The 22,630-nt window shown below is 70.4% G+C and carries 18 protein-coding genes; 15 read left to right on the forward strand and 3 right to left on the reverse strand.

Going from position 1 to position 22,630, the window contains the following annotated elements; translation table 11 throughout:
• The first annotated feature begins 5 nt into the window (after positions 1-5).
• Genes gatA through gatB form a run of 3 tightly spaced genes read left to right on the forward strand, consistent with a single transcriptional unit; the run spans position 6 to position 3,277 of the window.
• The gene (gatA, locus tag OO70_RS34590) at positions 6-1,508 is read left to right on the forward strand and encodes an Asp-tRNA(Asn)/Glu-tRNA(Gln) amidotransferase subunit GatA (RefSeq protein ID WP_043680213.1); all 1,503 of its coding nucleotides are present in this window, start codon (positions 6-8) and stop codon (positions 1,506-1,508) included.
• Positions 1,505-1,747, forward strand: coding sequence for a hypothetical protein (locus OO70_RS34595; RefSeq protein WP_019068646.1), 243 nt, complete (start codon positions 1,505-1,507; stop codon positions 1,745-1,747). Before gatA ends, OO70_RS34595 begins: the two co-directional genes overlap by 4 nt.
• Positions 1,748-1,762: 15 nt before the next feature.
• Entirely contained in the window at positions 1,763-3,277 is a 1,515-nt protein-coding gene (gatB, locus tag OO70_RS34600; RefSeq protein ID WP_043680220.1) for an Asp-tRNA(Asn)/Glu-tRNA(Gln) amidotransferase subunit GatB, read from the forward strand.
• Between the two features lie 84 nt (positions 3,278-3,361).
• Here the strand turns inward: gatB and OO70_RS34605 are convergent, their stop codons facing one another.
• Positions 3,362-4,150, reverse strand: coding sequence for an SAM-dependent methyltransferase (locus tag OO70_RS34605; RefSeq protein WP_043680222.1), 789 nt, complete (start codon positions 4,148-4,150; stop codon positions 3,362-3,364).
• A 116-nt stretch (positions 4,151-4,266) separates the two neighbouring features.
• Between OO70_RS34605 and OO70_RS34610 the strand changes: the two genes are divergently transcribed.
• From OO70_RS34610 to OO70_RS52920, 7 genes are all read left to right on the forward strand, one after another.
• The gene (locus OO70_RS34610) at positions 4,267-4,557 is read left to right on the forward strand and encodes a hypothetical protein (protein WP_043680225.1); all 291 of its coding nucleotides are present in this window, start codon (positions 4,267-4,269) and stop codon (positions 4,555-4,557) included.
• 203 nt (positions 4,558-4,760) lie between these two features.
• A complete protein-coding gene (locus OO70_RS34615) occupies positions 4,761-7,004 on the forward strand; it encodes an MMPL family transporter (RefSeq protein ID WP_043680228.1) in 2,244 nt (747 codons plus the stop codon).
• Positions 6,982-7,557, forward strand: coding sequence for a GNAT family N-acetyltransferase (locus OO70_RS34620; RefSeq protein WP_043680231.1), 576 nt, complete (start codon positions 6,982-6,984; stop codon positions 7,555-7,557). Before OO70_RS34615 ends, OO70_RS34620 begins: the two co-directional genes overlap by 23 nt.
• Before the next feature lie 35 nt (positions 7,558-7,592).
• On the forward strand, positions 7,593-8,198 hold the full coding sequence (locus OO70_RS34625) for a hypothetical protein (RefSeq protein ID WP_043680234.1): 606 nt from the start codon (positions 7,593-7,595) through the stop codon (positions 8,196-8,198).
• 196 nt (positions 8,199-8,394) lie between these two features.
• Positions 8,395-8,580, forward strand: a complete 186-nt coding sequence (locus OO70_RS34630; protein ID WP_043680238.1) for a hypothetical protein — start codon at positions 8,395-8,397, stop codon at positions 8,578-8,580.
• Positions 8,581-8,636: 56 nt separating this feature from the next.
• Positions 8,637-11,699: a helix-turn-helix transcriptional regulator gene (locus OO70_RS34635; RefSeq protein WP_043680241.1), complete on the forward strand. Its 3,063-nt coding sequence runs from the start codon at positions 8,637-8,639 to the stop codon at positions 11,697-11,699.
• Between the two features lie 37 nt (positions 11,700-11,736).
• Positions 11,737-11,958, forward strand: a complete 222-nt coding sequence (locus OO70_RS52920; RefSeq protein ID WP_078651676.1) for a DUF6191 domain-containing protein — start codon at positions 11,737-11,739, stop codon at positions 11,956-11,958.
• Here OO70_RS52920 and OO70_RS34640 read toward each other — a convergent pair.
• Both OO70_RS34640 and OO70_RS34645 read right to left on the reverse strand, forming a co-directional pair.
• Positions 11,915-13,072 carry a PQQ-dependent sugar dehydrogenase gene (locus OO70_RS34640; protein WP_043680244.1) on the reverse strand — a complete coding sequence of 386 codons (1,158 nt, stop codon included), beginning with the start codon at positions 13,070-13,072 and terminating at the stop codon, positions 11,915-11,917. The two genes, OO70_RS52920 and OO70_RS34640, sit on opposite strands and share 44 nt — an antisense overlap.
• A 184-nt stretch (positions 13,073-13,256) precedes the next feature.
• The gene (locus tag OO70_RS34645; protein ID WP_043680247.1) at positions 13,257-14,255 is read right to left on the reverse strand and encodes an aldo/keto reductase; all 999 of its coding nucleotides are present in this window, start codon (positions 14,253-14,255) and stop codon (positions 13,257-13,259) included.
• A 76-nt stretch (positions 14,256-14,331) separates the two neighbouring features.
• Here OO70_RS34645 and OO70_RS34650 point away from each other — a divergent pair, with 76 nt between their 5' ends.
• The 5 genes from OO70_RS34650 to ilvC all read left to right on the forward strand — a co-directional run bounded on the left by OO70_RS34650 (position 14,332) and on the right by ilvC (position 22,456).
• Positions 14,332-15,291: a 2-hydroxyacid dehydrogenase gene (locus tag OO70_RS34650; RefSeq protein ID WP_234337014.1), complete on the forward strand. Its 960-nt coding sequence runs from the start codon at positions 14,332-14,334 to the stop codon at positions 15,289-15,291.
• A 437-nt stretch (positions 15,292-15,728) separates the two neighbouring features.
• Positions 15,729-18,707, forward strand: a complete 2,979-nt coding sequence (locus OO70_RS34655; RefSeq protein ID WP_043680253.1) for a putative bifunctional diguanylate cyclase/phosphodiesterase — start codon at positions 15,729-15,731, stop codon at positions 18,705-18,707.
• A gap of 237 nt (positions 18,708-18,944) precedes the next feature.
• Complete coding sequence (locus OO70_RS34660) at positions 18,945-20,798, forward strand: acetolactate synthase large subunit (RefSeq protein WP_043680257.1); 1,854 nt, start codon at positions 18,945-18,947, stop codon at positions 20,796-20,798.
• A 20-nt stretch (positions 20,799-20,818) separates the two neighbouring features.
• The gene (gene ilvN / locus OO70_RS34665) at positions 20,819-21,346 is read left to right on the forward strand and encodes an acetolactate synthase small subunit (protein ID WP_043680260.1); all 528 of its coding nucleotides are present in this window, start codon (positions 20,819-20,821) and stop codon (positions 21,344-21,346) included.
• Between the two features lie 111 nt (positions 21,347-21,457).
• Positions 21,458-22,456 (forward strand): ketol-acid reductoisomerase, encoded by a 999-nt coding sequence (ilvC, locus tag OO70_RS34670; protein ID WP_043680264.1) that lies wholly within the window; start codon positions 21,458-21,460, stop codon positions 22,454-22,456.
• The last annotated feature ends 174 nt before the right edge of the window (positions 22,457-22,630 follow it).

Genomic DNA, 22,630 nt, shown 5'->3' on the forward strand with positions numbered 1-22,630 from the left:
TCACCATGACGGACCACAGCAGCATCATCCGGCTCACCGCCGCCGAGACCGCCGCGAACATCGCGTCCGGCGTGCTCACGGCCGTCGAGGTCACCGAGGCCCACCTCGCCCGGATCGAGGAGGTCGACGCGAAGGTCCACGCCTTCCTGCACGTCGACCGCGAGGGCGCCCTCGCGCAGGCCCGTGCCGTCGACGCGAAGCGCGCCAGGGGCGAGCAGCTCGGCCCGCTGGCCGGCGTCCCGCTCGCGCTCAAGGACATCTTCACCACCGAGGGCATCCCGACGACCGTCGGCTCGAAGATCCTCGAGGGCTGGATCCCGCCGTACGACGCGACCGTCACCAAGCGGCTCAAGGCCGCCGACGTGGTCATCCTCGGCAAGACCAACATGGACGAGTTCGCCATGGGGTCGAGCACCGAGAACAGCGCGTACGGGCCGACCGGCAACCCGTGGGACCTGACCAAGATCCCCGGCGGCTCCGGCGGCGGTTCCTCCGCCGCGCTCGCCTCCTTCCAGGCGCCCCTCGCGATCGGCACCGACACCGGCGGTTCGATCCGTCAGCCGGCCGCCGTCACCGGCACGGTCGGCGTCAAGCCGACGTACGGCGCGGTCTCCCGCTACGGCATGGTGGCGTTCTCGTCCTCCCTCGACCAGGGCGGGCCGTGCGCCCGTACGGTCCTGGACGCGGCGCTGCTGCACGAGGTCATCGCCGGGCACGATCCGCTGGACTCCACCTCGATCGACGCCCCGGTGCCGCCGGTCGTCGAGGCCGCCCGCAACGGCAGCGTCGAGGGCATGCGCGTCGGCGTCGTCAAGCAGTTCCGCGGCGAGGGCTACCAGGCCGGCGTCATCCAGCGCTTCGACGAGGCCGTCGCCGTACTCAAGGAACTCGGCGCGGAGATCGTCGAGTTGGACTGCCCGTCCTTCGACCTCGCCCTGTCGGCGTACTACCTGATCGCGCCCTCCGAGTGCTCCTCCAACCTCGCCCGCTTCGACGGCCTGCGCTACGGCCTCCGTACCGGCGACGACGGCACCCACTCGGCCGAAGAGGTCACCTCCCTCACCCGTGAGGCGGGCTTCGGCCCCGAGGTGAAGCGCCGCATCATGCTCGGGACGTACGCGCTCAGCTCCGGCTACTACGACGCGTACTACGGCAGCGCCCAGAAGGTCCGTACGCTCATCACCCGCGACTTCGAGAAGTCGTTCGAGAGCGTCGACGTGATCGTGTCGCCGACGACGCCGACCACCGCCTTCCCGATCGGCGAGCGTGCCGACGACCCGATGGCGATGTACCTCGCGGACCTGTGCACCATCCCGACCAACCTGGCGGGCAACTCGGCCATGTCGCTGCCCTGCGGTCTCGCGCCGGAGGACGGCCTCCCGGTCGGGCTCCAGATCATCGCGCCGGCGCTGAAGGACGACCGCCTTTACAAGGTCGGCGCCGCCGTAGAGGCCGCCTTCGTGGAAAAGTGGGGCCACCCGCTGCTTGAGGAGGCACCGTCGCTGTGAGCAACGCACTGTCGAAGGCCAAGGGCTTCAAGAAGTCCAAGTCCGGCACGTATGTGTCCATCGCCACCACCGCGTTCGGCGCGCTGGGTGTCGCCAAGCAGATCAAGAAGGCGCGCACCGAGCACGACACGCTCCGTCTGATCGACGCCACGGTCTCCGCCGTCGCGATCGTCACCGGCCTCGCCATCCTGTACCGCGAGCTGAAGCGGCTGGGCGACGACGACGTCCTGCTGGGCTGAGAGGGAAAGTTCACCGTGACCACCACGACCGACCTGGAGTCGTACGAGGACGCGCTGGCGTCGTACGACCCCGTCATGGGCCTTGAGGTCCATGTCGAACTCGGCACCAAGACCAAGATGTTCTGCGGCTGTTCGACCGAACTGGGCGCCGAGCCCAACTCGCAGACCTGCCCGACCTGCCTCGGCATGCCCGGCGCGCTCCCGGTCGTCAACGCGATCGGCGTCGAGTCCGCCATCAAGATCGGCCTCGCGCTGAACTGCGAGATCGCCGAGTGGTGCCGCTTCGCCCGGAAGAACTACTTCTATCCGGACATGCCGAAGAACTTCCAGACCTCCCAGTACGACGAGCCGATCGCCTTCAACGGCTATCTGGACGTCCAGTTGGAGGACGGCGAGACCTTCCGGGTGCAGATCGAGCGCGCCCACATGGAGGAGGACACCGGCAAGTCGCTGCACGTCGGCGGCGCGACGGGCCGTATCCACGGCGCCTCGCACTCGCTGCTCGACTACAACCGCGCCGGCATCCCGCTCATCGAGATCGTCACCAAGCCGATCGAAGGTGCGGGCGAGCGCGCTCCCGAGGTCGCCAAGGCGTACGTCGCCGAGCTGCGCGAGCTGATCCGGGCGCTCGGTGTGTCCGAAGCCCGCATGGAGCAGGGGCAGATGCGCTGCGACGTCAACCTGTCGCTGCGCCCGCACGGCCGCGAGAAGTTCGGCACCCGCAGCGAGACCAAGAACGTCAACTCGCTGCGCTCCGTGGAGCGTGCCGCCCGCTACGAGATCCAGCGCCACGCCGCGGTGCTGAACTCCGGCGGCACGATCATCCAGGAGACCCGCCACTTCCACGAGGACACCGGGTCGACGACCTCGGGCCGCGTGAAGGAGGAGGCGGAGGACTACCGTTACTTCCCGGAGCCGGACCTGGTTCCGGTGGCCCCCTCGCGCGAGTGGGTCGAGGAGATCCGCGCCGGGCTTCCGGAGCAGCCGTTGGCCCGCCGCAACCGGCTGAGCGAGGAGTGGGGGATCACCGCGTTCGACATGCAGTCGATCCTCAACGCCGGTGCCATCGACCCGATCGTCGCGACGATCGACGCCGGTGCCGACGCGGCCTCCGCGCGCAAGTGGTGGATGGGCGAACTCGCCCGCAGCGCCAACGAGTCCGGCAAGGCGCTCGACGAGCTGCCCATCACGCCGGAGCAGGTCGCCCGGGTCACCGCCCTGGTGACCGCCGGTGACCTGAACGACAAGCTGGCCCGCCAGGTCATCGAAGGCGTCCTCGCCGGCGAGGGCACCCCGGACGAGGTCGTCGAGAAGCGCGGCCTGAAGGTCGTCTCCGACGACGGCGCCCTCACCACCGCCGTCCAGGAAGCCATCGCCGGCAACCCGGGCATCGCCGACAAGATCCGCGGCGGCAAGGTGGCGGCGGCCGGCGCCCTGGTCGGCGCGGTCATGAAGGCCACCCGAGGCCAGGCCGACGCGGCCCGCGTCAAGGAACTGATCCTGGACCAGTTGGGCGTCAGCGAGAGCTGAGACGGTCGTAGGGAAAAGCGACCGTAGGAAATCAACGGCCCTGGGGGATGCATCGGTTGCGATGCATCCCCCAGGTGCGTCGCATCAGAGGCGGCGCCCCACGACGCGTGTGAAGCCCAGCAGATGCTCCACGTCGGCGTGTACCAGCTCCGCCGACGTGCGCGCCATGCCCGCCATGAACTCGCTCGGGCTCTCCTCGGCGCACACCTCGCTCCACAACAGCCAGTCGCGCCATCCGTCGGGCAGCCAGTCGGCCGTCTCGACCTCCACGGCCTTGCCGCGTGTCCAGTGCCCGCGCCACCAGGCGGGGGAGTGGAAGGCCCAGAAGCCCGGGTCCCCTTCCCAGTACTGCTTCAGATGCTCCGGCGGCTCGTCGCCCGGCAGTTCCTCCCGCAGCGCGGGCATGACGACGCCGATCCGGCCGCCCGGCTTCAACAGCCGTGTCAGCGTGGGCAGATAGAGGTCGGCGGTGCCGAAGTACTGGTACGCGTCGATCGACACGATCGCGTCGAACGTGCCCTCCCCGAAGGGGAGATCGTGTGCCTCCACGTGCAGGGGCAGCACGCGGTCGGCGACGCCCGCCTCCGCGATCCGTACGGCGTTCTCGTCGGGCTTCACCCACAGGTCGGCGGCGGTGACCTGGACGTCGTACTCCCGGGCGAGGAAGACGGAGGTCATGGCGCGCCCGCAGCCCAGGTCGAGGACGCGGGCGCCGGGGCGCAGCGCGTCGAGGCCCAGGGCGGGGGCCAGCCATTCCAGGAGCCACAACGCGTGCGGGCCCATCTGGTTCTCGATGGTCCAGCGGGCGTCGTAGCCGTTGCTGCGCGGATAGCGGGGGTGGGTCAGACGGGCGGTCAGGTCGGTGTCCGGCATCGGTGAACGGGCTCCTCCGGTTCTGCGTAGCTTCCTAGGGAGAGCAACGAGATTGTGGAGGACGTCGGTTGGCCGCGCACCAGGTTTCTCAGGCGGAGGCGCTACCCTCGCCCGCCATGGACGGACGCGCAGATTCCGAGACACCGGACTTCGATCCGGCACTGGACGCGCGGCGGGCCCGTTGGACGGCCGCGCTGACCGGTGCCGTGCTGGCCCTCGCGGGGGTGGCCGCGGCGGCGCTCAGAGCGAGTGGTTCCGCTCCGGTGCTGGTCCCGGCCGCCTATGCCGCGGGTGCCGCGGTGTGTGCGCTCGCGTCGGTGCTCGGGTCCAGGGGCCGTACCAGACGGGCGCTTTGGCTGCTGGTCGTCGGCGCGATGGTGATGGCGCTGGGGGACCAGTTCGACTGAGCAGGGTGCCCTGACAGAGTTGCCGTTACTGTCCTGTGATCTGGCTCCCACTCCTGTGAATAAGGGCACGAACGTGCTGAACGATCACTTTCGGCTGCAAGAGTGGGTCACGCATTGCTCATGCGTTCTTTGCGGGCTGTTCATCCCTTGAACCTGGATTCCCGGTCAAAGATCCACAATTCGTCATCCCCGGGAGCACGTTCGTGGCAGCCCTTGCCCGCTGGTGTGTTCGGCACCGCCTTGTCGCCGTCCTGCTGTGGCTCCTCGCGTTCGGCGGGGTCACCGCGGCCGCCGCCGTCGCCGGCTCGGCGTACTCGAACGACTACGAGGCCCCCGGCACCGAGTCGGGTCGCGCAACTCAACTGCTCAAGGAGAGTTTCCCGGGCCTCGGCGGCGACAGCGACACCGTCGTCTGGCACACCTCGCCCGGTTCCGTCCGCGCCGCCGACGTCGAACAGACCATGACCGGCGCCCTGGACAAGATCGCGGACCTGCCCGGGGTGGCCTCCGTCGTCAGTCCGTACGACGGGCAGGGCGCGGGCCGGATCAGTGCCGACGGGCACACCGCGTACGCCACCGTCACCTTCGCGCACCAGGCCGAGGACATCGACAAATCCGAGGCGCAGGCCGTCGTCCGCGTCGCCAAGGCCGCCGGGACGGACGGGCTGCAGGTCGAACTGGGCGGCAGCGCCATCGCGCTCACCGAGCCGTCGAGCGGGCACACCGCCGAGATCGTCGGGGTCGCCGTCGCCGCCCTCGTACTGTTCCTCGCCTTCGGTTCGCTCGCCGCCTCGCTGCTGCCCATCGGCACCGCCCTGTTGAGCGTCGGCACCGCGTACGCGGCGATCGTGCTGCTCGGGCACGTCATGACCGTCGCCGACTTCGCGCCCATGCTCGGCATGCTGATCGGGCTCGGTGTCGGCATCGACTACGCCCTGTTCATCGTGACCCGGCACCGACGCGGGCTGAAACGCGGACTGTCCGTCACCGAGGCGGTCACCAACGCGGTCGTCACCACCGGGCGCGCGGTCGTCTTCGCGGGCGCCACGGTGTGCATAGCCCTCCTGGGGATGCTGATCCTGCGGCTCGGCTTCCTCAACGGGGTCGCGATCGCCGCCTCGTTGACCGTGGTGCTCACCGTCGCGGCCGCCGTGACGCTGCTCCCGGCCCTGCTGTCCTTCATCGGCCCCCGTGCCCTCAGCCGCCGCGAACGGCGCCGACTGGCCGACCACGGGCCCCAGCCGGAGCTGCCCACCGGCCTCGCCGCCCGCTGGTCCGCGTTCGTCGAGCACCATCCCAAACTGCTCGGCACCCTCGCCCTGGCCGTCATCACCGTCCTCGCGCTGCCCACCTTCGCGCTCCACCTGGGCACCTCCGACCAGGGCAACGACCCCAGGTCGTCGACCACCCGCCAGGCCTACGACCTCCTCGCGGAGGGCTTCGGCCCCGGCGTCAACGGCCCCCTCACCCTCGTCACCAGGATCGACGGAGCCGAGGACAAGCTCACCCTGGACAACCTCGACGCCACCCTGCGCACCACCGAGGGCGTCGCCTCCGTGACCCCGGTGACCTACGACAGCAGTGGCTCCACCGGGTACTTCAGCGTCGTACCGGACTCGGCACCGCAGTCCCAGAAGACCAGCGACCTCGTCGACCGGCTGCGCACCGAGGTACTGCCGAGGGCCGAGACGGGCACCTCGCTCGACATCCACGTCGGCGGAGTGACCGCGAGTTACGACGACTTCGCCGCCGTGATCGTCGGCAAGCTGCCGCTGTTCGTCGGGGTCGTCATCTCGCTCGGCTGTGTGCTGCTCCTGCTCGCCTTCCGGTCGGTCGGCATCCCGCTCAAGGCCGCCGCGATGAACGTCGCCGCCGTGGCCGCCGCCTTCGGGGTCGTCGTCGCGATCTTCCAGTGGGGCTGGGGGAGCGAGTTCCTCGGCCTGGGACGCGCCGGGCCCATAGAACCCTTCCTCCCCGTGATCATGGTGTCGGTCCTCTTCGGGCTGTCCATGGACTACCAGGTCTTCCTGGTGAGCCGGATGTACGAGGAATGGCTGGAAACCGGCGACAACCGCCGCGCCGTCCGGGTCGGCCTCGCCGAGACCAGCCGGGTCATCAACTCGGCCGCGGTCATCATGATCTCGGTCTTCCTCGCCTTCGTGCTCAGCGGCGACCGAGTGATCGCCATGTTCGGCATCGCGCTCGCGGCGGCCGTCGCCCTGGACGCCTTCGTGCTGCGCACCCTCCTGGTCCCCGCCCTCATGCACCTGCTGGGCGGCGCCAACTGGTGGCTGCCCCGCGGCCTGGACCGCGTCCTGCCCCGCATCAGCATCGAGCCCCCCGAGTGCCGCGCCGCCCATGAGAGGCTGGCCGCTGCGACGGACGCCGAGGTGGCGGACGTACTGGCGAAGGAGCGGGAACAGGATGTACGCGATATCCCTGGGTGACGACGGCACCGAACTGCGTCCCCTGGAGACGTGGCACGCCGAGGAGTTCCTCGCCCACCTGGAGCGCGGCCGGGAGTTCATCGGACAGTTCATCTCCTTCGGCTCGAAGGCGACGGACGTCGAGTCGGCGCGGGGGGAGCTCCAGCGCTACGCCGACCTGCGCGCCGCCGACAGCGCGTCCCTGCACGGGATCTGGCTGGACGGGAAGCTCGTCGGCGGGGTCCTCTTCCTGAACTTCCACGCCGACCAGGGCAACTGCGAGGTCGGCTGCTGGCTGGAACCCGCCGCTGCCGGGCGCGGGCTGATCACCCGCGCGATGCGGATTCTCATCGACTTCGCGATCGAACAGCGCGGAATCCACCGCGTCGAATGGCATGCCGCCTCGGGCAATGAGAAGAGCCTGAATGTTGCCCGCCGCATGGGCATGACCAGGGACGCGATACTCCGCGAGTCCCACCCCTTTGGGGGCGTACGGCACGACATCGAGGTGTGGTCCGTGCTCGCCCCCGAGTGGCGCGAGGCACGCGCGCGTGCGCAGCACAGCGATCTTTAAGGAACTTCTCAGAAATCACCCCTACCGTGCGCACCATGGGTACCAAGACTGTTGACGAGGCCGCGAACGAGGCCACCGAGGTGAAGAGCGACGCGGAAACCGTCGATGTCACCAAGACCGACGAGGAAGTGACCGAGCCGGAGACCGCGAACACCGAGGCCGAAGCCGCCGAGGACGAGGACGACCTCTCCGAGGAGGAGTACGCGGCCGAGCTCGCGAAGCTCCGGCTGGAGCAGCCGGAGGGCCCCTCCGGCGTCGGCCAGGGCGCCGCCGCCGTGGTCTCCGCCGCGCTCGGCTTCATCTCGCTCTCCGGCGGCTGGATCGGCTCCGTCGCCGCCGCCCGCGAGACCCTCGTCGGTCAGCTCCACACCGCCTCCACCGCGAGCGTGGCCACCCAGATCAAGGAGGTTTACGGCGACGCCTGGCACACCACCGCGCTGTGGGCCGGCATCTTCGCGCTGGTGGGCGCCCTCGTGGGTGTCGCGGCCCTGGTCCGGCCCGCGTTCGGCACCCCCGGCAAGCCGCAGGCCACCTGGATCAAGTCGGTCGCCTGGGCGGGCGTCGCGCTCGGCGTCGTAGGCCTGCTCCTGGCCGTCCTCAAGTACACCGACGTCCTGCTCAGCCTGCCGTCCGCGACCTGAGTCACCGCAGTTCACCAGGGGTCTTAGGGCCTTCGTAAGCACCTTACGGAGGCCCTAAGACCCCTTACGCACGTCTAAGGCCCGCCCGGCCCCGCAAGATGCGGAACTCTCCCGATGTGGCGGACCCCCCTTGGAGACGAAGGTTGAGGCATCGCAGAAAGCGAAGCCAGAAACCGCCACTTCCAAGGGACTTGAGATGTACGAGTACGAACTCCACCAGATGCGTTCCGCCGAACTCCGCCGTCAGGCCGCCGAAGAGCGGCTGGCCCGCGAGGCCGTCCGCAGCCGTCGCGCCGCCCGCCGCGAGCAGGCCAGGCAGGCCGCCGAGGGGGAGGTGCATACCCAGCGCCCCCGCAGGCACCTGTTCGCCCGCGCGTGGTGAACGGCTCCGCGGCAGCCCTCCAGAAAACGGGTGCCGCGTTGTCAGACCCGCGTGACATGCTCGGATCTGTGGAGACCAGGTCCGTCAGTCCGGTCTTCGTCGGCCGCGCCGACGAGTTGGACACGCTGAACGATGCGCTCGCCCGCGCCGCCGCGGGCGAGCCGCAGGCGTTGCTGCTGGGCGGCGAGGCCGGCGTCGGCAAGACCCGGCTGGTCGAGGAGTTCGCCACCACCGCCTGCCGCCGGGGCGCCGTCGTCGCCCTCGGCGGCTGTGTCGAGATCGGCGCGGACGGACTGCCCTTCGCCCCGTTCTCCACCGCCCTGCGCGCCCTGCGCCGCGAACTGCCCGAGGAGCTGTCCGCGGCGGCCGCCGGCCAGGAGGAGGAACTCGCCCGACTGCTCCCCGAGTTGGCGGAGGCGCCCACCGACCGCCGCGCCCGCCGGCAGGACGAGGAGGGCATGGCCCGCCTCTTCGAACTCACCGCGCGCCTCCTGGAGCGCGTCGCCGCCGACCGCACGGTCGTCGTCGCCCTGGAGGACCTGCACTGGGCCGACGCCTCCACCCGCCACCTCCTCGCCTACCTCTTCCGCACCCTGCGAACCGGCCGTCTCGTCGTCCTCGCCACCTACCGCGCCGACGACATCCACCGCCGCCACCCGCTGCGCCCCCTCCTCGCCGAACTCGACCGGCTCCGCACGGTCCGCCGTATCGAGCTCGGCCGTTTCAACCGGCAGGAGGTGGGCCGCCAGATCGCCGGCATCCGCGCCGCCGAACCGGACCCCGCCCAGGTCGACGAGATCTTCGAACGCTCCGACGGCAACGCCTTCTTCGTCGAGGAACTCGCCGTCGCCGCGCACGACGGCTGCCGCTCCAGCCTCACCGACACCCTGCGCGACCTGCTCCTCGTCCGGGTCGAGTCACTGCCCGAGAGCGCCCAGCGGGTCGCCCGGATCGTCGCCGAGGGCGGCTCCACCGTGGAGTACCGACTGCTCGCCGCCGTCGCCCGGCTCGCCGAGGACGACCTCATCGAGGCGCTGCGGGCCGGCGTCGGCGCCAACATCCTCCAGGCCGCACCCGGCGACGACGGCTACCGCTTCCGCCACTCCCTGGTCCGCGAGGCGGTCGGCGACGACCTGCTGCCCGGCGAGCGCTCCCGCCTCAACCGCCGCTACGCCGAAGCCCTCGAGGCCGACCCGACGCTCGTCCCCGCCGACCAGCGCGTCATGCGCCTGGCGAGCTACTGGTACCACGCCCACGACCCCGCCAAGGCCCTCCCCGCCGTCCTGGACGCCTCCGTGGCGGCCCGCGGCCGGCACGCCCACTCCGAGCAACTGCGGCTCCTGGAGCGGGCGATGGAGCTGTGGGACACCGTCCCCGACGCCGTACGGGCCGGTCTGCGCCCCGTCGACTACACCGAGGTCTACCCGCCCTGCGGCTGCGACCCGGAGACCACACCGCTGCGCTACCTCGACCTGATGGCGGAGGCCGCCGTCGCCGGGCGGCTGAGCGGGGAGCGCGAGCGCGCCCTGAAGATCACCAAGCGGGCGCTGCATCTCCTGGAGGACGAGGGGGACCCGCTGCGGGCCGCCTGGTTCTGGGTGCAGCGCTCCGTCCTGGTCCGGCACCAGGCCCGCGGCGACGGCTGGCCCGAACTGGCCGCCGCCCAGGAGCTGGTCCGCGGACTGCCGCCCTCCGAAGTGCACGCCGAAGTACTGGCCCAGGTCGCCGGCTGGTCCATGGTCCATGTGCCCGGCCCGGACGCCTACGTGGCCGCCGAGCGCGCCGTCGAGTACGCGCGCATGGTGGGCGCCCGCGAGATCGAGATGGACGCCCGCCTCACCCTGGCCGGCCTCATGGTCGCCTCCGGCGACGTCGAAGCGGGCCTCGCCGAACTGGCCGAGGTCAACGAACGCACGGTCGCCGAGGGCATCACCACCGTCGCCGGACGCAGCTATGTCAACCTTCCGTCCTCCCTCGAGACGGTCGGCCGCTCCCGCGAGGCCGTGCCGATCCTGGAGACGGGGCTCGCCTACGCCAAGAAGTTCGGCCAGTTCGACAAAGAGGCCTGGATCTGGGGAAACCTCGCCGAATCCCTGTTCACCCTGGGGCGTTGGGACGAGGCCACCGAGGCCGTGACCAAGGCGGAGCGGGTGAGCCGGCGGTCCAAGCCGCGCGGCTTCCACGCCACGCTCCGCGCCGAACTCGCGCTCGCCCGGGGCGATGTGGCCGAGGCCCGTCGCCAACTGGCCGCGGCCCGCGAGCACTTCGGCACCCTTGACGTCGCACCCCAGCACCATCAGCCGCTGGAGCGGATCGCGATCCAGATCGCCGCCGCTGAAGGCCGCCTCCTGGACGCCCGGGCCACCCTCGAAGAGATCCTGGACTCCGGCTTCCGCCCCGGCACACAGTTCGACGTCTGGCCCCTGCTGCTCACCGCCGCCGTCGCGGAGAACCAGGCAAAGGGCCTGCCCGTCGCCGAGCCCGGCCGCCCCAAGATCCTCGACCGCATCCGGCAAGCCGCCAAGCCGGTGGCCACGAACGTCCCCGTCTGGCGGGCCTACGAACGCTGGGTGCGCGCCGAACTGTTGCACGCCGAGGGACGCGGCACCCCGGACGACTGGTCCGAGGTGGTCGCGGCCTTCGAATGCCTGGAGCGCCCCTACGACCTCGCCCGCGTCCGGCACCGCCTCGCCGAAGCCCTCCTCGCCGACTCCGACGGCGGGGACGACGAGCGCGACCGCGCCACCGAACTCCTCCGCCTGTCCGGTGCCGTCGCCGAGCACCTCGGTGCCCGCCCGCTCGCCGACTCCGTCGCCCTGCTCGCCCAGCGGGCCCGGCTGACGCTCACCAGGGTCCCGGCGCCCAGAGCCGTCCCCGCCGACCCCGTCGAGGCGCTCGGCCTCACCAGCCGGGAGCGCGACGTGCTGCGCCTGGTCTCCGCCGGCCGCACCAACCGGCAGATCGCCGAGGAACTCTTCATCTCCCCGAAGACCGCGAGCGTCCACGTCTCGAACATCCTCGGCAAGCTCGGCGTCTCGGGCCGGGGAGAGGCCGCGGCCGTCGCCCACCGGCTGGAGCTGTTCCCGCCCGACCCGCTCACCGCGCGCTCGGCGAGATGAGTCGTACGCTGTAGGGGACCGGCACAGGGGAGGCGCCGTGTTCAACATGTTCGAGGAGTTGTTCTCACCGGGCCGCAAGCACACCCAGGACGAGGCCAACCGGCTGGAGCTGACCAGGGTCGACGTCGCCGACGGAGACCCCGGGCGCGGGCCGATAGACCTGGAGTCCGGCAAGGTCGTCGTACGCCTGCCGGACCCTGCTGCCGACGCGTCCGCTACGTCACCTGAAGCTCCAGAATCCGGTCGTCCCCCGACTTAGGCGTGCCCCGGCCGTCCGTGTTGCTGGTCACCAGCCACAGCTTGCCGCCGTCGGCCGACACCACCGTGCGCAGCCGGCCGTACTCGCCGGTGAGGAAGGCCTGCGGGGCGGCCGACGCCTTCGTGCCGTCCAGCGGGATGCGCCACAGGCGCTGCCCCTTCAGCCCCGCCATCCAGATGGAGCCCTCGGCATAGGCGATGCCGCTGGGGGAGGCGTCGTCCGTGTGCCACTGGGCGATCGGGTTGTGGTACTTGGGGTCGCTGCTCTTGCCTTCAGCGTTCGGCCAGCCGTAGTCGTCGCCCGGCTTGATCGCGTTCAGCTCGTCCCAGGTGTCCTGGCCGAACTCCGAGGCGAACAGCCGCTGCTTGGAGTCCCAGGCGAGACCCTGCACATTGCGGTGGCCGTAGGTGTACACCGGCGAGTTCGGGAAGGGGTTGCCCGGCGCCGGGTCGCCCTCCGGGGTCAGCCGCAGGATCTTGCCGCCCAGGGACTTCTTGTCCTGCGCGAGACCCCGCTGACCGCTCTCGCCCGTGCCCGCGTACAGCATCCCGTCCGGGCCGAAGGCGATCCGGCCGCCGTTGTGGATATAGCCCTTGGGGATGCCCTTGAAGACCGTGTCGGGCGCCCCGAGCTGTTCACCGGCGGGCTTCTTCTCGTCGTACAGCATGCGGACGATGCGGTTGTCCGAGTCCGAGGTGAAGTAGGCGTAGATCATGTGGTCCGAGGCGTAGTCCGGCGAGAGCGCGATGCCGAGGAGGCCGCCCTCACCGGCCGGGGACACCCCGGACACGTTGCCCAGCTCGGTCTTCTTGCCGGTCTTCTCGGTGATCCGGGTGATCGTCCCGTCGTCGCGGGAGGAGACGAGGAGATCCCCGCCGGGCAGCGGGGCGAGGCCCCACGGGGTCTTCAGTCCCGTGGTGACCGTGCGCAGCACCTTCACCGTGCCCTTGGCGGGCGGGGGCTGCTCGGCGGCCTGCGCGGAGGGGGACGCCCCCGTCGCCGTACCGCTGTCGCCGGACGACGCGCTCGTGCCGTTGTCCGGGGAGCCTCCTCCGCCGTCGGAGGAGCAGCCGGCCGTCAGCAGGAGCGCGGTCACGGCCAGGGCGGCCGACACGACTCGACGTTGCACGATCAGGTCCCTTCGACGGACGGGTTCCTACGGTGGCTACGGCGGGCTCTCCCGGGCCTGCCCCTGTGGCTGGTTCTACTTTTCATACACCGCTCGCGCCGCAGGGGTTCCCGATCACCGCGTACCGACGCACGATCGAGCCGTTGCCCTCGCGCGACCGATCCCGCCGTCAGTCCCACGACCCCAGCGCCGCCGGCAGCCCCGCCACCTCCGTCAGGTCCTCCGCCGTCAGCCGCAGTCCCGCCGCCCCCGCGTTCTCCGTCACCCAGCGCTCCTGCTTGGTGCCCGGTACCGGCACCACGTGCGGGCCCTGCGCCAGCGTCCACGCCAGGGCCACCTGGGCGGGCGTGACGTCCTCGCCGTGCCGGCGGGCCACCCGGCGCAGGCCGGCGACGATCGGCTGGTTCGCGGCGGTCATCTCGGCGGTGAAGCGGGGGTGGCGGGCGCGGACGTCGTCCGGTTCGAAGCCCTCGCCCGGGGTGAGGGTGCCGGTCAGGAAGCCGTTGCCGAGGGGCATCGCCGCCAGGAAGCCGACCCCGCGCGCCGCGCACCACGGCAGCAGCGCGTCCAGCGCCTCCGTCGACCACACCGACAGCTCGGCCTGCACCGCGCTCACCGGGAACACCTGCTGCACGCGCTGGAGTTGGCGGATCGTTCCGTCATGCAGCCGTGCCCCGGGCCGGCGCGCGGCGCGGGCGCCGACCGCGCACACCCCCAACGCCCTTACTTTTCCGGCCTGTACGAGGTCCGCCATCGCACCCCAGGTCTCCTCGACCGGGACCTCGGGGTCGGCGCGGTGCAGTTGGTAGAGGTCGATGACGTCGGTCTGCAGGCGGCGCAGCGAGGCGTCGCAGGCCCGTTTCACGTAGCCGGGGCGGCCGTTGGCCACGATGTGCTGTTCGCCGACCAGCAGGCCGACCTTGGTCGACACGAACGCGTCCTGGCGCCGTTCCTTCAACACCCGCCCCAACAACAGCTCGTTGGTGAACGGGCCGTACATGTCGGCGGTGTCCAGAAGCGTCACGCCGAGATCGAGCGCCCGGTGCACGGCCCTGACCGACTCGTCGCCCCGTTGCCGCGACCCGCTGTACGCCCAACTCATCGGCATGCAGCCGAGTCCGACGGCTCCCAAAGCGAGCGCCCCCGCACCGATCGTCCTGCGCTCCACCTGCTCGTGACCCTCCCTCTCCTGGCCCACAAACCTAACCTCTGCACGCGCGCGTGCCTGACATAGCCTCTCGACCATGACTGTTGACGTGTGGCTGCCCATCCCGCCGGCGGAGATCGAAGGGCTTCCCGAGGGCCTCAACTACCTGTTCTGGGACGGGGGTGAGGACGGCGATCAGGAGTTCCCCGGCGATCCCGCGGACTGCCTCGTATACGTAGTGCCGTACATGAAGCGTCACCCCGTGAAGACCCGGCCGCTGGAGCACATGCGGAATCTCCAGGTCATCCAGACGCTCACGGCCGGCGTCGACGACATGACCGCGAGCCTCTCCTCCATCGTCCCGGGTGTGCGGCTGTGCAACGCGCGCGGAGTGCACGAGGCGAGCACCGCCGAGCTCGCGCTCGCACTGACCCTCGCCTCGCTGCGCGGCATCCCGGGATTCGTGCGGGCGCAGCAACAGGAGCACTGGCAGGGGGACTTCCACCCGGCGCTCGCGGACAAGTCGGTCCTCATCGTCGGCTACGGCGCCATCGGCTCCGCCATCGAGGACCGGCTCACTCCGTTCGAGCTCGCGCGGGTGGCGCGGGTGGCGCGCTCCGCGCGCACCACCGAGCGCGGACCGGTGCATCCGCTCGCCGAACTCCCCGCCCTGCTCCCGGAAGCCGACGTCGTCATCCTCTCCACGCCCCTCGACGACACCACCCGGCACCTCGTCGACGCCGAGTTCCTGGCCCGGATGAAGGACGGGGCGCTGCTGGTCAACGTGGCCCGCGGTCCCGTCGTCGACACCAAGGCGCTGCTCGCGGAGCTGGAAAGCGGCCGTATCACCGCCGCGTTGGACGTCACCGACCCCGAACCGCTGCCCCAGGGACACCCGTTGTGGCAGGCGCCCGGCGTGCTGATCAGTCCCCATGTCGGCGGGCCCACTTCGGCCTTCCTGCCGCGTGCGAAGCGTCTGGTGGTGGACCAGTTGGGACGGTTTGTGAACCGGGAGCCGTTGCGCAACGTGATCCTTACGACGGGCCCAACGGGGTAGTCGCAACAAGCGTGTCATCCGCTTCCGGTACCCTCCGCAACCTTCCGGAAGCGGTGCGTGCACGCATCTCCGCTGGTCGTCACGGAGCGTAGAGGAACTATGTCCCTGAGTGACGAGACTGGTGTATCGTCCCGGCAGGGGCTGCGCCGCGCACCGTTCGGCGCCGGGGTTGGACATTTCAGACTGTGAGGGGGGCGACGGGCGATGCACGGCCTATGGACGAGCGATCCGACGCGGCGGGGCCGCCGACGGCGACCCTGGCGCGCCGCCGCGGCCAGACGCGGCCACCACGGAAATCACGGCAGCCACAGCAGTCACGGCGGACATCACAGCCACCACAGTCACCACCACCGCAGGCACAACAGCCGCCGACGGCACGCTCATCCGGCGCACCGGGCCCCGCGGGACCGGGGAGCGACACGGACCGGGAGGGACCGGTGAGTTCGCCACCGTCTCCGACGACCACCCTCAACGGGGCGCTCCGGGACCGGACTTCACCGGGAGCGCGGCTGCCTCGACCGCCGGCCTCCGGCGGCGGATGGAGCCTGGTCCAGCAACTCGTCCTGGCCCTGGTGTGCGCGGGATACGCCGTCGGTTCCGCGCTCGACTGGGGGTCGCACCAAGTCGCCCTGATCATGGGCGACTTCGGGCTCAGCGCGGCAGCCGGTACCGCCGCCGTCTCGTGCTTCCTCTACGCGCGCAGCCGCCGTATCCGCTTTCGACCCGCCTGGCTGCTGTTCTCGCTCTCCTCGGCGATGGCGGCGCTGGGCAACGGAGTCTGGGGGTGGTACGAGGTCGTGCTGGAACGACCCGTGCCCAGCCCCAGTTTCGCCGATCTGTTCTTCCTGTGCTTCGCGCCGCCCGCCATCGTCGGCCTCCTGGTGCTGGCCAAAAGGCCTGTCACGAAGGCCGGTTGGGTCTGTCTGGCGCTGGACGCCTGGCTGATCGGGGGCTCGCTGCTCACGCTGTCCTGGAGCCTCGCGCTGGCCCAGGCCGCCAAGTTCGACGGGCCGAGCGTGGCCCACACCGCGCTGTCCCTGGCGTACCCGCTGCTCGACATCGCCCTGGTCAGCATGGTGCTCGCGCTGCACTTCCGGCGCTCCTCGGTCAACCGCACCGCGGTGAACACCGCGATCGGCGCACTGGCCCTGACCGTGATGTGCGACGCCCTGTTCACCTCGCCGCTGCTCCACAACAACTACCACTCCGGCCAGTTGCTCGACGCGGGCTGGTTCGCCGGCTCACTGCTCCTCGCGTACGCCCCCTGGGCCACGCCCCGGCACACCCAGCCCGAGGACGACGGGCACACACGCGTGGTGCACGAGCACCGGCCCGGACAGCGGACCGGCATCCACCACCAGGCCCCCGTCCAGGGCGCCGACCACGGTCGGTATCCGGCCACCCGGCCCATCGCCGGTTCACTGGCCGCGCTCACCCCGTATCTCGCCGCCGCCGTCTGCACGTTGGGGATTCTCTACAACGTCCTCAACGGCCGCAGCCCCGACCGCGTGGTGCTCATCACCGCGGGCTGTGTGGTCCTCGCCCTCGTGGTGCGCCAGGGCATCATGCTGCTCGACAACATCACCCTCACCCAGGAGTTGGCGCAGAAGGAGAACCACTTCCGCTCCCTGGTGCAGGGCTCCAGCGACGTCATCATGATCGCCGCCCCGAACGGCATCCTCCGCTACGTCTCCCCGGCCGCCGCCGGTGTCTACGGCAAGGCCGCGGAGGAGCTGGTCGGGACCGAACTGGCCTCGCTGATCCACCCGGAGGACCTGGGCTGTGTGGTGCACGAGGTGCGCCGCTTCCTCACCGCCAGCCCCTTCGACGAGTCCACCACCCGCATCGAGTGCCGCTTCCGCTCCGGAGACGGCGGCTGGCTGAACGTCGAGTCGACGGTCAACCGCCATCACGGCGGCCTGATCTTCAACAGCCGCGACGTGACCGAAAGAGTGCGCCTGCAGGCGCAGTTGCAGCACAACGCCGAGCACGACCCGCTCACCGACCTGCCCAACCGCGCCCTGTTCACCAAACGCGTCCAGCAGGCCCTCTCCGGCCGCCGCTCCACCGACCGAGGCACGGCCGTCCTCTTCATCGACCTCGACGGCTTCAAGGCCGTCAACGACACGATCGGGCACCAGGCGGGGGACGAACTCCTCGTCCAGGCCGCCCGCAGACTCGACGGCGCCGTCCGGCACGGCGACACCGCGTCCCGGCTGGGCGGCGACGAGTTCGCGGCCCTGATCGTCGGCGACGGCACCCGGGACCGGGCCGCCCGCGAGCGGCACATCATGGAACTCGCCGACCGCCTCAGGATCACCCTGTCCCAGCCGTACCTCATCGACGGCAACGATGTCCGCGTCGCCGCCTCCATCGGCGTCGCCTTCGCCGAACCGGGCCTGGGCGCGGGGGAGTTGCTGCGCAACGCCGACCTCGCGATGTACCGCGCCAAGGGGGCGGGCAAGGGCCGGGTCGAGCTGTACGCCCCGCAGATGCAGCAGGACGTCGTACGGAAGGCGGAGCTGGCCACGCGGCTGCGGGCCGCGCTGCACGACGGCGAGTTCGCGCTGCTGCACCAGCCCGTGGTGTCGCTGACGGACGGCCGGATCGTGTCGGTGTCCACGCAGGCGCGCTGGCGTTCGTCGCAGGGGGTGCTGTTCACGCCGGCCGAGTTCCTGCGGGTGGCCGAGGACAGCGACAAGACCGCCGAGCTGGGGCGCTGGATGCTGGAGGAGGCCGTGGAGCAGGCCGCCGAGCGCACCGCGACCGGGCTCGCCGTCTCCGTGGCCGTACGGATAAGCGCCCGGCGGCTGCTGGACAAGTCGATGCCGCTCGGTTCGATCGAGGCCCTGCTCACCCGGCACGGGCTGCCGTCCGGCTCGCTGGTCATCGAGCTGGCCGACACCGACCCGCGCGTCTCCCTGGACGAGCTGGAGCGGCGGCTGACCGCGCTGCGGCGGCTCGGTGTCCGCGTCGCGCTGGACGGCTTCGGCAGCGGCTACGCGGCCATCACGACGCTGCGGCGGCTGCCCGTCGACGTACTGAAACTGGACCGCAGTCTGGTCGAGGGCGTCGTCGAGTCCGCGCGGCTGCACAAGATCACCAGCGGGCTGCTGCGGATCGCCGGAGACCTCGGACTCCAGTCCGTGGCCGACGGGGTGGACCTGCCGGAACAGGTGCTCGCCCTGCGCGCGATGGGCTGCACACACGGGCAGGGCATGGCCTTCTCCGGGCCGCTGGACGAGTACCGGCTGCGCCGGGCCCTGTCCTGCGGCCACTATCCGGTGCCGCACGGCCCGGCCGAGCCCGCGTTCGCGGGCGGCGGCGCGGGGGTGTACACCAGTAACGTGCCGGTCGTTTTCGGTGGCGGAACAGCCCTCCGTTCACATAATGAGACTCCCGTCCCACCCACTTGACAGTCGGTGCGTGCCGGGGGGAGGGTCAATGCCATGCGCACCCGAATTCTCGTACTTGGAAAGCGCGTCGGCTGAAGCTGGTGACGTCCGGACGGACCCGGAACTCCCAGCGACCGCACCCGGCGCGCTCCCCTCGCTTGCCTCACGGCACGAGGGGTTTTTTGTTGCACAGGATCGAGTCGTGCAGCAGCAGAACCCCGCACAAACCTCGCAAAAACCCTCAGCATCGAGAAGAGAATGACGATGACCGAGCAGGCCACCGGGGCCCATCCGCAGCCGCGGCCCCGATCCGGAGGACAGCAGTCCGCCCCCGAGCACGTCACGGGTGCGCAGTCCCTCATCCGCTCTCTTGAGGAAGTCGGGGCCGACACGGTATTCGGCATCCCCGGCGGTGCGATCCTTCCGGCGTACGACCCGCTGATGGACTCGACGCGGGTGCGTCACGTCCTGGTCCGGCACGAGCAGGGCGCGGGCCACGCGGCCACCGGCTACGCGCAGGCCACCGGCAAGGTCGGCGTCTGCATGGCGACCTCGGGGCCCGGCGCCACCAACCTGGTGACCCCGATCGCCGACGCGCACATGGACTCGGTGCCGCTCGTGGCGATCACCGGGCAGGTCGCGTCGAAGGCGATCGGTACGGACGCCTTCCAGGAGGCGGACATCGTCGGCATCACGATGCCGGTCACCAAGCACAACTTCCTGGTCACCAAGGCCGAGGACATCCCGCGCGTCATCGCGCAGGCCTTCCACATTGCCTCCACCGGACGACCGGGCCCGGTCCTTGTCGACATCGCGAAGGACGCCCTCCAGGCGAAGACCACCTTCTCCTGGCCGCCGGTCATGGATCTGCCCGGCTACCGCCCGGTGACCAAGCCGCACGCCAAGCAGATCCGCGAGGCCGCCAAGCTGATCACCTCGGCCAAGCGGCCCGTCCTCTACGTCGGCGGCGGCGTCCTCAAGGCCCACGCCACCGCCGAGCTGAAGGTCCTCGCAGAACTCACCGGAGCGCCCGTCACCACCACCCTGATGGCGCTCGGCGCATTCCCCGACAGTCACGAGCTGCACGTGGGAATGCCGGGCATGCACGGTGCGGTCACCGCCGTCACCGCGCTGCAGAAGGCCGACCTGATCGTCGCCCTCGGAGCCCGCTTCGACGACCGCGTCACCGGCAAGCTGGACAGCTTCGCCCCGTACGCCAAGATCGTCCACGCCGACATCGACCCCGCGGAGATCGGCAAGAACCGCGCCGCCGACGTGCCGATCGTCGGGGACGCCCGCGAGGTCATCGCCGACCTGGTGCAGGCGGTGCAGAAGGAGCACAGCGAGGGTCACACCGGCGACTACAGCGCCTGGTGGAAGGACCTCAACCGCTGGCGCGAGACCTACCCGCTCGGCTACGAGCAGCCCGACAACGGCTCGCTCTCCCCGCAGCAGGTCATCGAGCGCGTCGGTCAACTCGCCCCGGAGGGAACGATCTTCGCGGCGGGCGTCGGTCAGCACCAGATGTGGGCCGCGCACTACATCCAGTACGAGAAGCCCGCGACCTGGCTCAACTCCGGTGGCGCCGGGACGATGGGCTACGCGGTCCCGGCCGCGATGGGTGCCAAGGCCGGCGCCCCGGACCGGACGGTCTGGGCGATCGACGGCGACGGCTGCTTCCAGATGACCAATCAGGAACTCACCACCTGCGCCCTGAACAACATCCCGATCAAGGTCGCCATCATCAACAACGGCGCCCTCGGCATGGTCCGCCAGTGGCAGACGCTGTTCTACAACCAGCGCTACTCCAACACCGTGCTGCACAGCGGCCCGGAGGCCGACGGCAAGCAGCCGAGCGCCGGCACCCGCATCCCCGACTTCGTCAAGTTGTCGGAGGCGATGGGCTGTTACGCGATCCGCTGCGAGTCCCCGGACGAGCTGGACAAGGTCATCGAGGAGGCGAACTCGATCAACGACCGCCCCGTCGTGATCGACTTCATCGTCCACGAGGACGCCATGGTGTGGCCGATGGTCGCGGCCGGCACCTCCAACGACGAGGTCATGTTCGCCCGGGACGTCCGCCCCGACTTCGGCGACAACGAAGACGACTGAGCGAGAGAGACGAACGAGAAATGTCCAAGCACACGCTCTCCGTCCTGGTCGAGAACAAGCCCGGTGTCCTCGCCCGGATCACCGCCCTGTTCTCCCGGCGAGGCTTCAACATCGACTCCCTCGCCGTCGGGGTCACCGAACACCCGGAGATCTCCCGCATCACGATCGTGGTGAACGTGATCGAGGCACTCCCGCTCGAACAGGTCACCAAGCAGCTCAACAAGCTCGTCAACGTGCTGAAGATCGTCGAACTGGAAGCGGGTTCCGCGGTTCAGCGCGAACTCGTTCTGGTGAAGGTGCGCGCCGACAACGAGACGCGCTCCCAGATCGTCGAGATCGTCCAGCTCTTCCGCGCCAAGACCGTCGACGTCTCCCCGGAGGCCGTCACCGTCGAGGCCACCGGCTCCAGCGACAAGCTGTCCGCCATGCTCAAGATGCTGGAGCCGTACGGCATCAAGGAGCTGGTCCAGTCCGGCACGATCGCCATCGGCCGCGGCGCCCGCTCCATCACCGACCGCTCGCTGCGCTCCCTCGACCGGTCCGCGTAGACCCGTGTGCGGGCGGCCCCGGCCGCCCGCATTCCGAGACCCCCGAACTTCGATTCCCACCGCCGTCATACGGTGGGACGCAACACCTGCACACCAAGGAGAGAACCCAAAGTGGCCGAGCTGTTCTACGACGCCGACGCCGACCTGTCCATCATCCAGGGCCGCAAGGTCGCGGTCATCGGCTACGGCAGCCAGGGCCACGCCCACGCGCTGTCGCTCCGTGACTCGGGCGTCGACGTGCGCGTCGGTCTGCACGAGGGCTCCAAGTCCAAGGCGAAGGCCGAGGAGCAGGGCCTGCGCGTGGTGACGCCGTCCGAGGCCGCCGCCGAGGCCGACGTCATCATGATCCTGGTGCCGGACCCGATCCAGGCCCAGGTCTACGAGGAGTCCATCAAGGACAACCTCAACGACGGCGACGCGCTGTTCTTCGGCCACGGCCTGAACATCCGCTTCGACTTCATCAAGCCCCCGGCCGGCGTCGACGTCTGCATGGTCGCCCCCAAGGGCCCGGGCCACCTCGTCCGCCGCCAGTACGAAGAGGGCCGCGGCGTTCCGTGTATCGCGGCCGTCGAGCAGGACGCGACCGGCAACGGCTTCGCGCTCGCGCTGTCGTACGCGAAGGGCATCGGCGGCACCCGCGCCGGCGTCATCAAGACGACCTTCACCGAGGAGACCGAGACCGACCTGTTCGGTGAGCAGGCCGTGCTCTGCGGTGGTACGGCCGCGCTGGTCAAGGCCGGTTTCGAGACGCTGACCGAGGCCGGTTACCAGCCCGAGATCGCGTACTTCGAGTGCCTGCACGAGCTGAAGCTCATCGTCGACCTCATGTACGAGGGCGGCCTGGAGAAGATGCGCTGGTCGATCTCCGAGACCGCCGAGTGGGGCGACTACGTCACCGGCCCGCGGATCATCACGGACGAGACCAAGGCCACGATGAAGCAGGTCCTCGCCGAGATCCAGGACGGCACCTTCGCGCGTGAGTGGATGGCCGAGTACCACGGCGGTCTGAAGAAGTACAACGAGTACAAGCAGAAGGACGCCGAGTCCCTGCTGGAGACGACCGGCAAGCAGCTCCGCAAGCTGATGAGCTGGGTCGACGAAGAGGCGTAAGTCCTGAGGCACAGGGGCTGGAGCGAACGCTCCGGCCCCTTTGTCCAACCCGTCCAGCCTCGGACGGGTGATCCTTCCGCAGAGGCGTAAGACGCCCCTCGCCGCGCCACTACACTGCCGTACTACATACGCGTCAGGCCCACAGCGTCGTGCGTCTCCACGCGGCCCGTACCT

This window comes from Streptomyces xylophagus (genome assembly GCF_000716435.1).
GTDB classification, from domain to species: Bacteria; Actinomycetota; Actinomycetes; order Streptomycetales; family Streptomycetaceae; genus Streptomyces; species Streptomyces xylophagus.

Excerpts from the sequence above, each read along its gene's own strand:
- OO70_RS34660 (WP_043680257.1), top strand. The coding sequence starts at position 18,945 with ATGACGATGACCGAGCAGGCCACCGGGGCCCATCCGCAGCCGCGGCCC.
- OO70_RS34625 (WP_043680234.1), top strand. The coding sequence starts at position 7,593 with ATGGGTACCAAGACTGTTGACGAGGCCGCGAACGAGGCCACCGAGGTG.
- OO70_RS34610 (WP_043680225.1), top strand. The coding sequence starts at position 4,267 with ATGGACGGACGCGCAGATTCCGAGACACCGGACTTCGATCCGGCACTG.
- ilvN (WP_043680260.1), top strand. The coding sequence starts at position 20,819 with ATGTCCAAGCACACGCTCTCCGTCCTGGTCGAGAACAAGCCCGGTGTC.
- OO70_RS34620 (WP_043680231.1), top strand. The coding sequence starts at position 6,982 with ATGTACGCGATATCCCTGGGTGACGACGGCACCGAACTGCGTCCCCTG.
- OO70_RS34650 (WP_234337014.1), top strand. The coding sequence starts at position 14,332 with ATGACTGTTGACGTGTGGCTGCCCATCCCGCCGGCGGAGATCGAAGGG.
- OO70_RS34635 (WP_043680241.1), top strand. The coding sequence starts at position 8,637 with ATGCTCGGATCTGTGGAGACCAGGTCCGTCAGTCCGGTCTTCGTCGGC.
- gatA (WP_043680213.1), top strand. The coding sequence starts at position 6 with ATGACGGACCACAGCAGCATCATCCGGCTCACCGCCGCCGAGACCGCC.
- OO70_RS34605 (WP_043680222.1), bottom strand. The coding sequence starts at position 4,150 with ATGCCGGACACCGACCTGACCGCCCGTCTGACCCACCCCCGCTATCCG.
- OO70_RS34630 (WP_043680238.1), top strand. The coding sequence starts at position 8,395 with ATGTACGAGTACGAACTCCACCAGATGCGTTCCGCCGAACTCCGCCGT.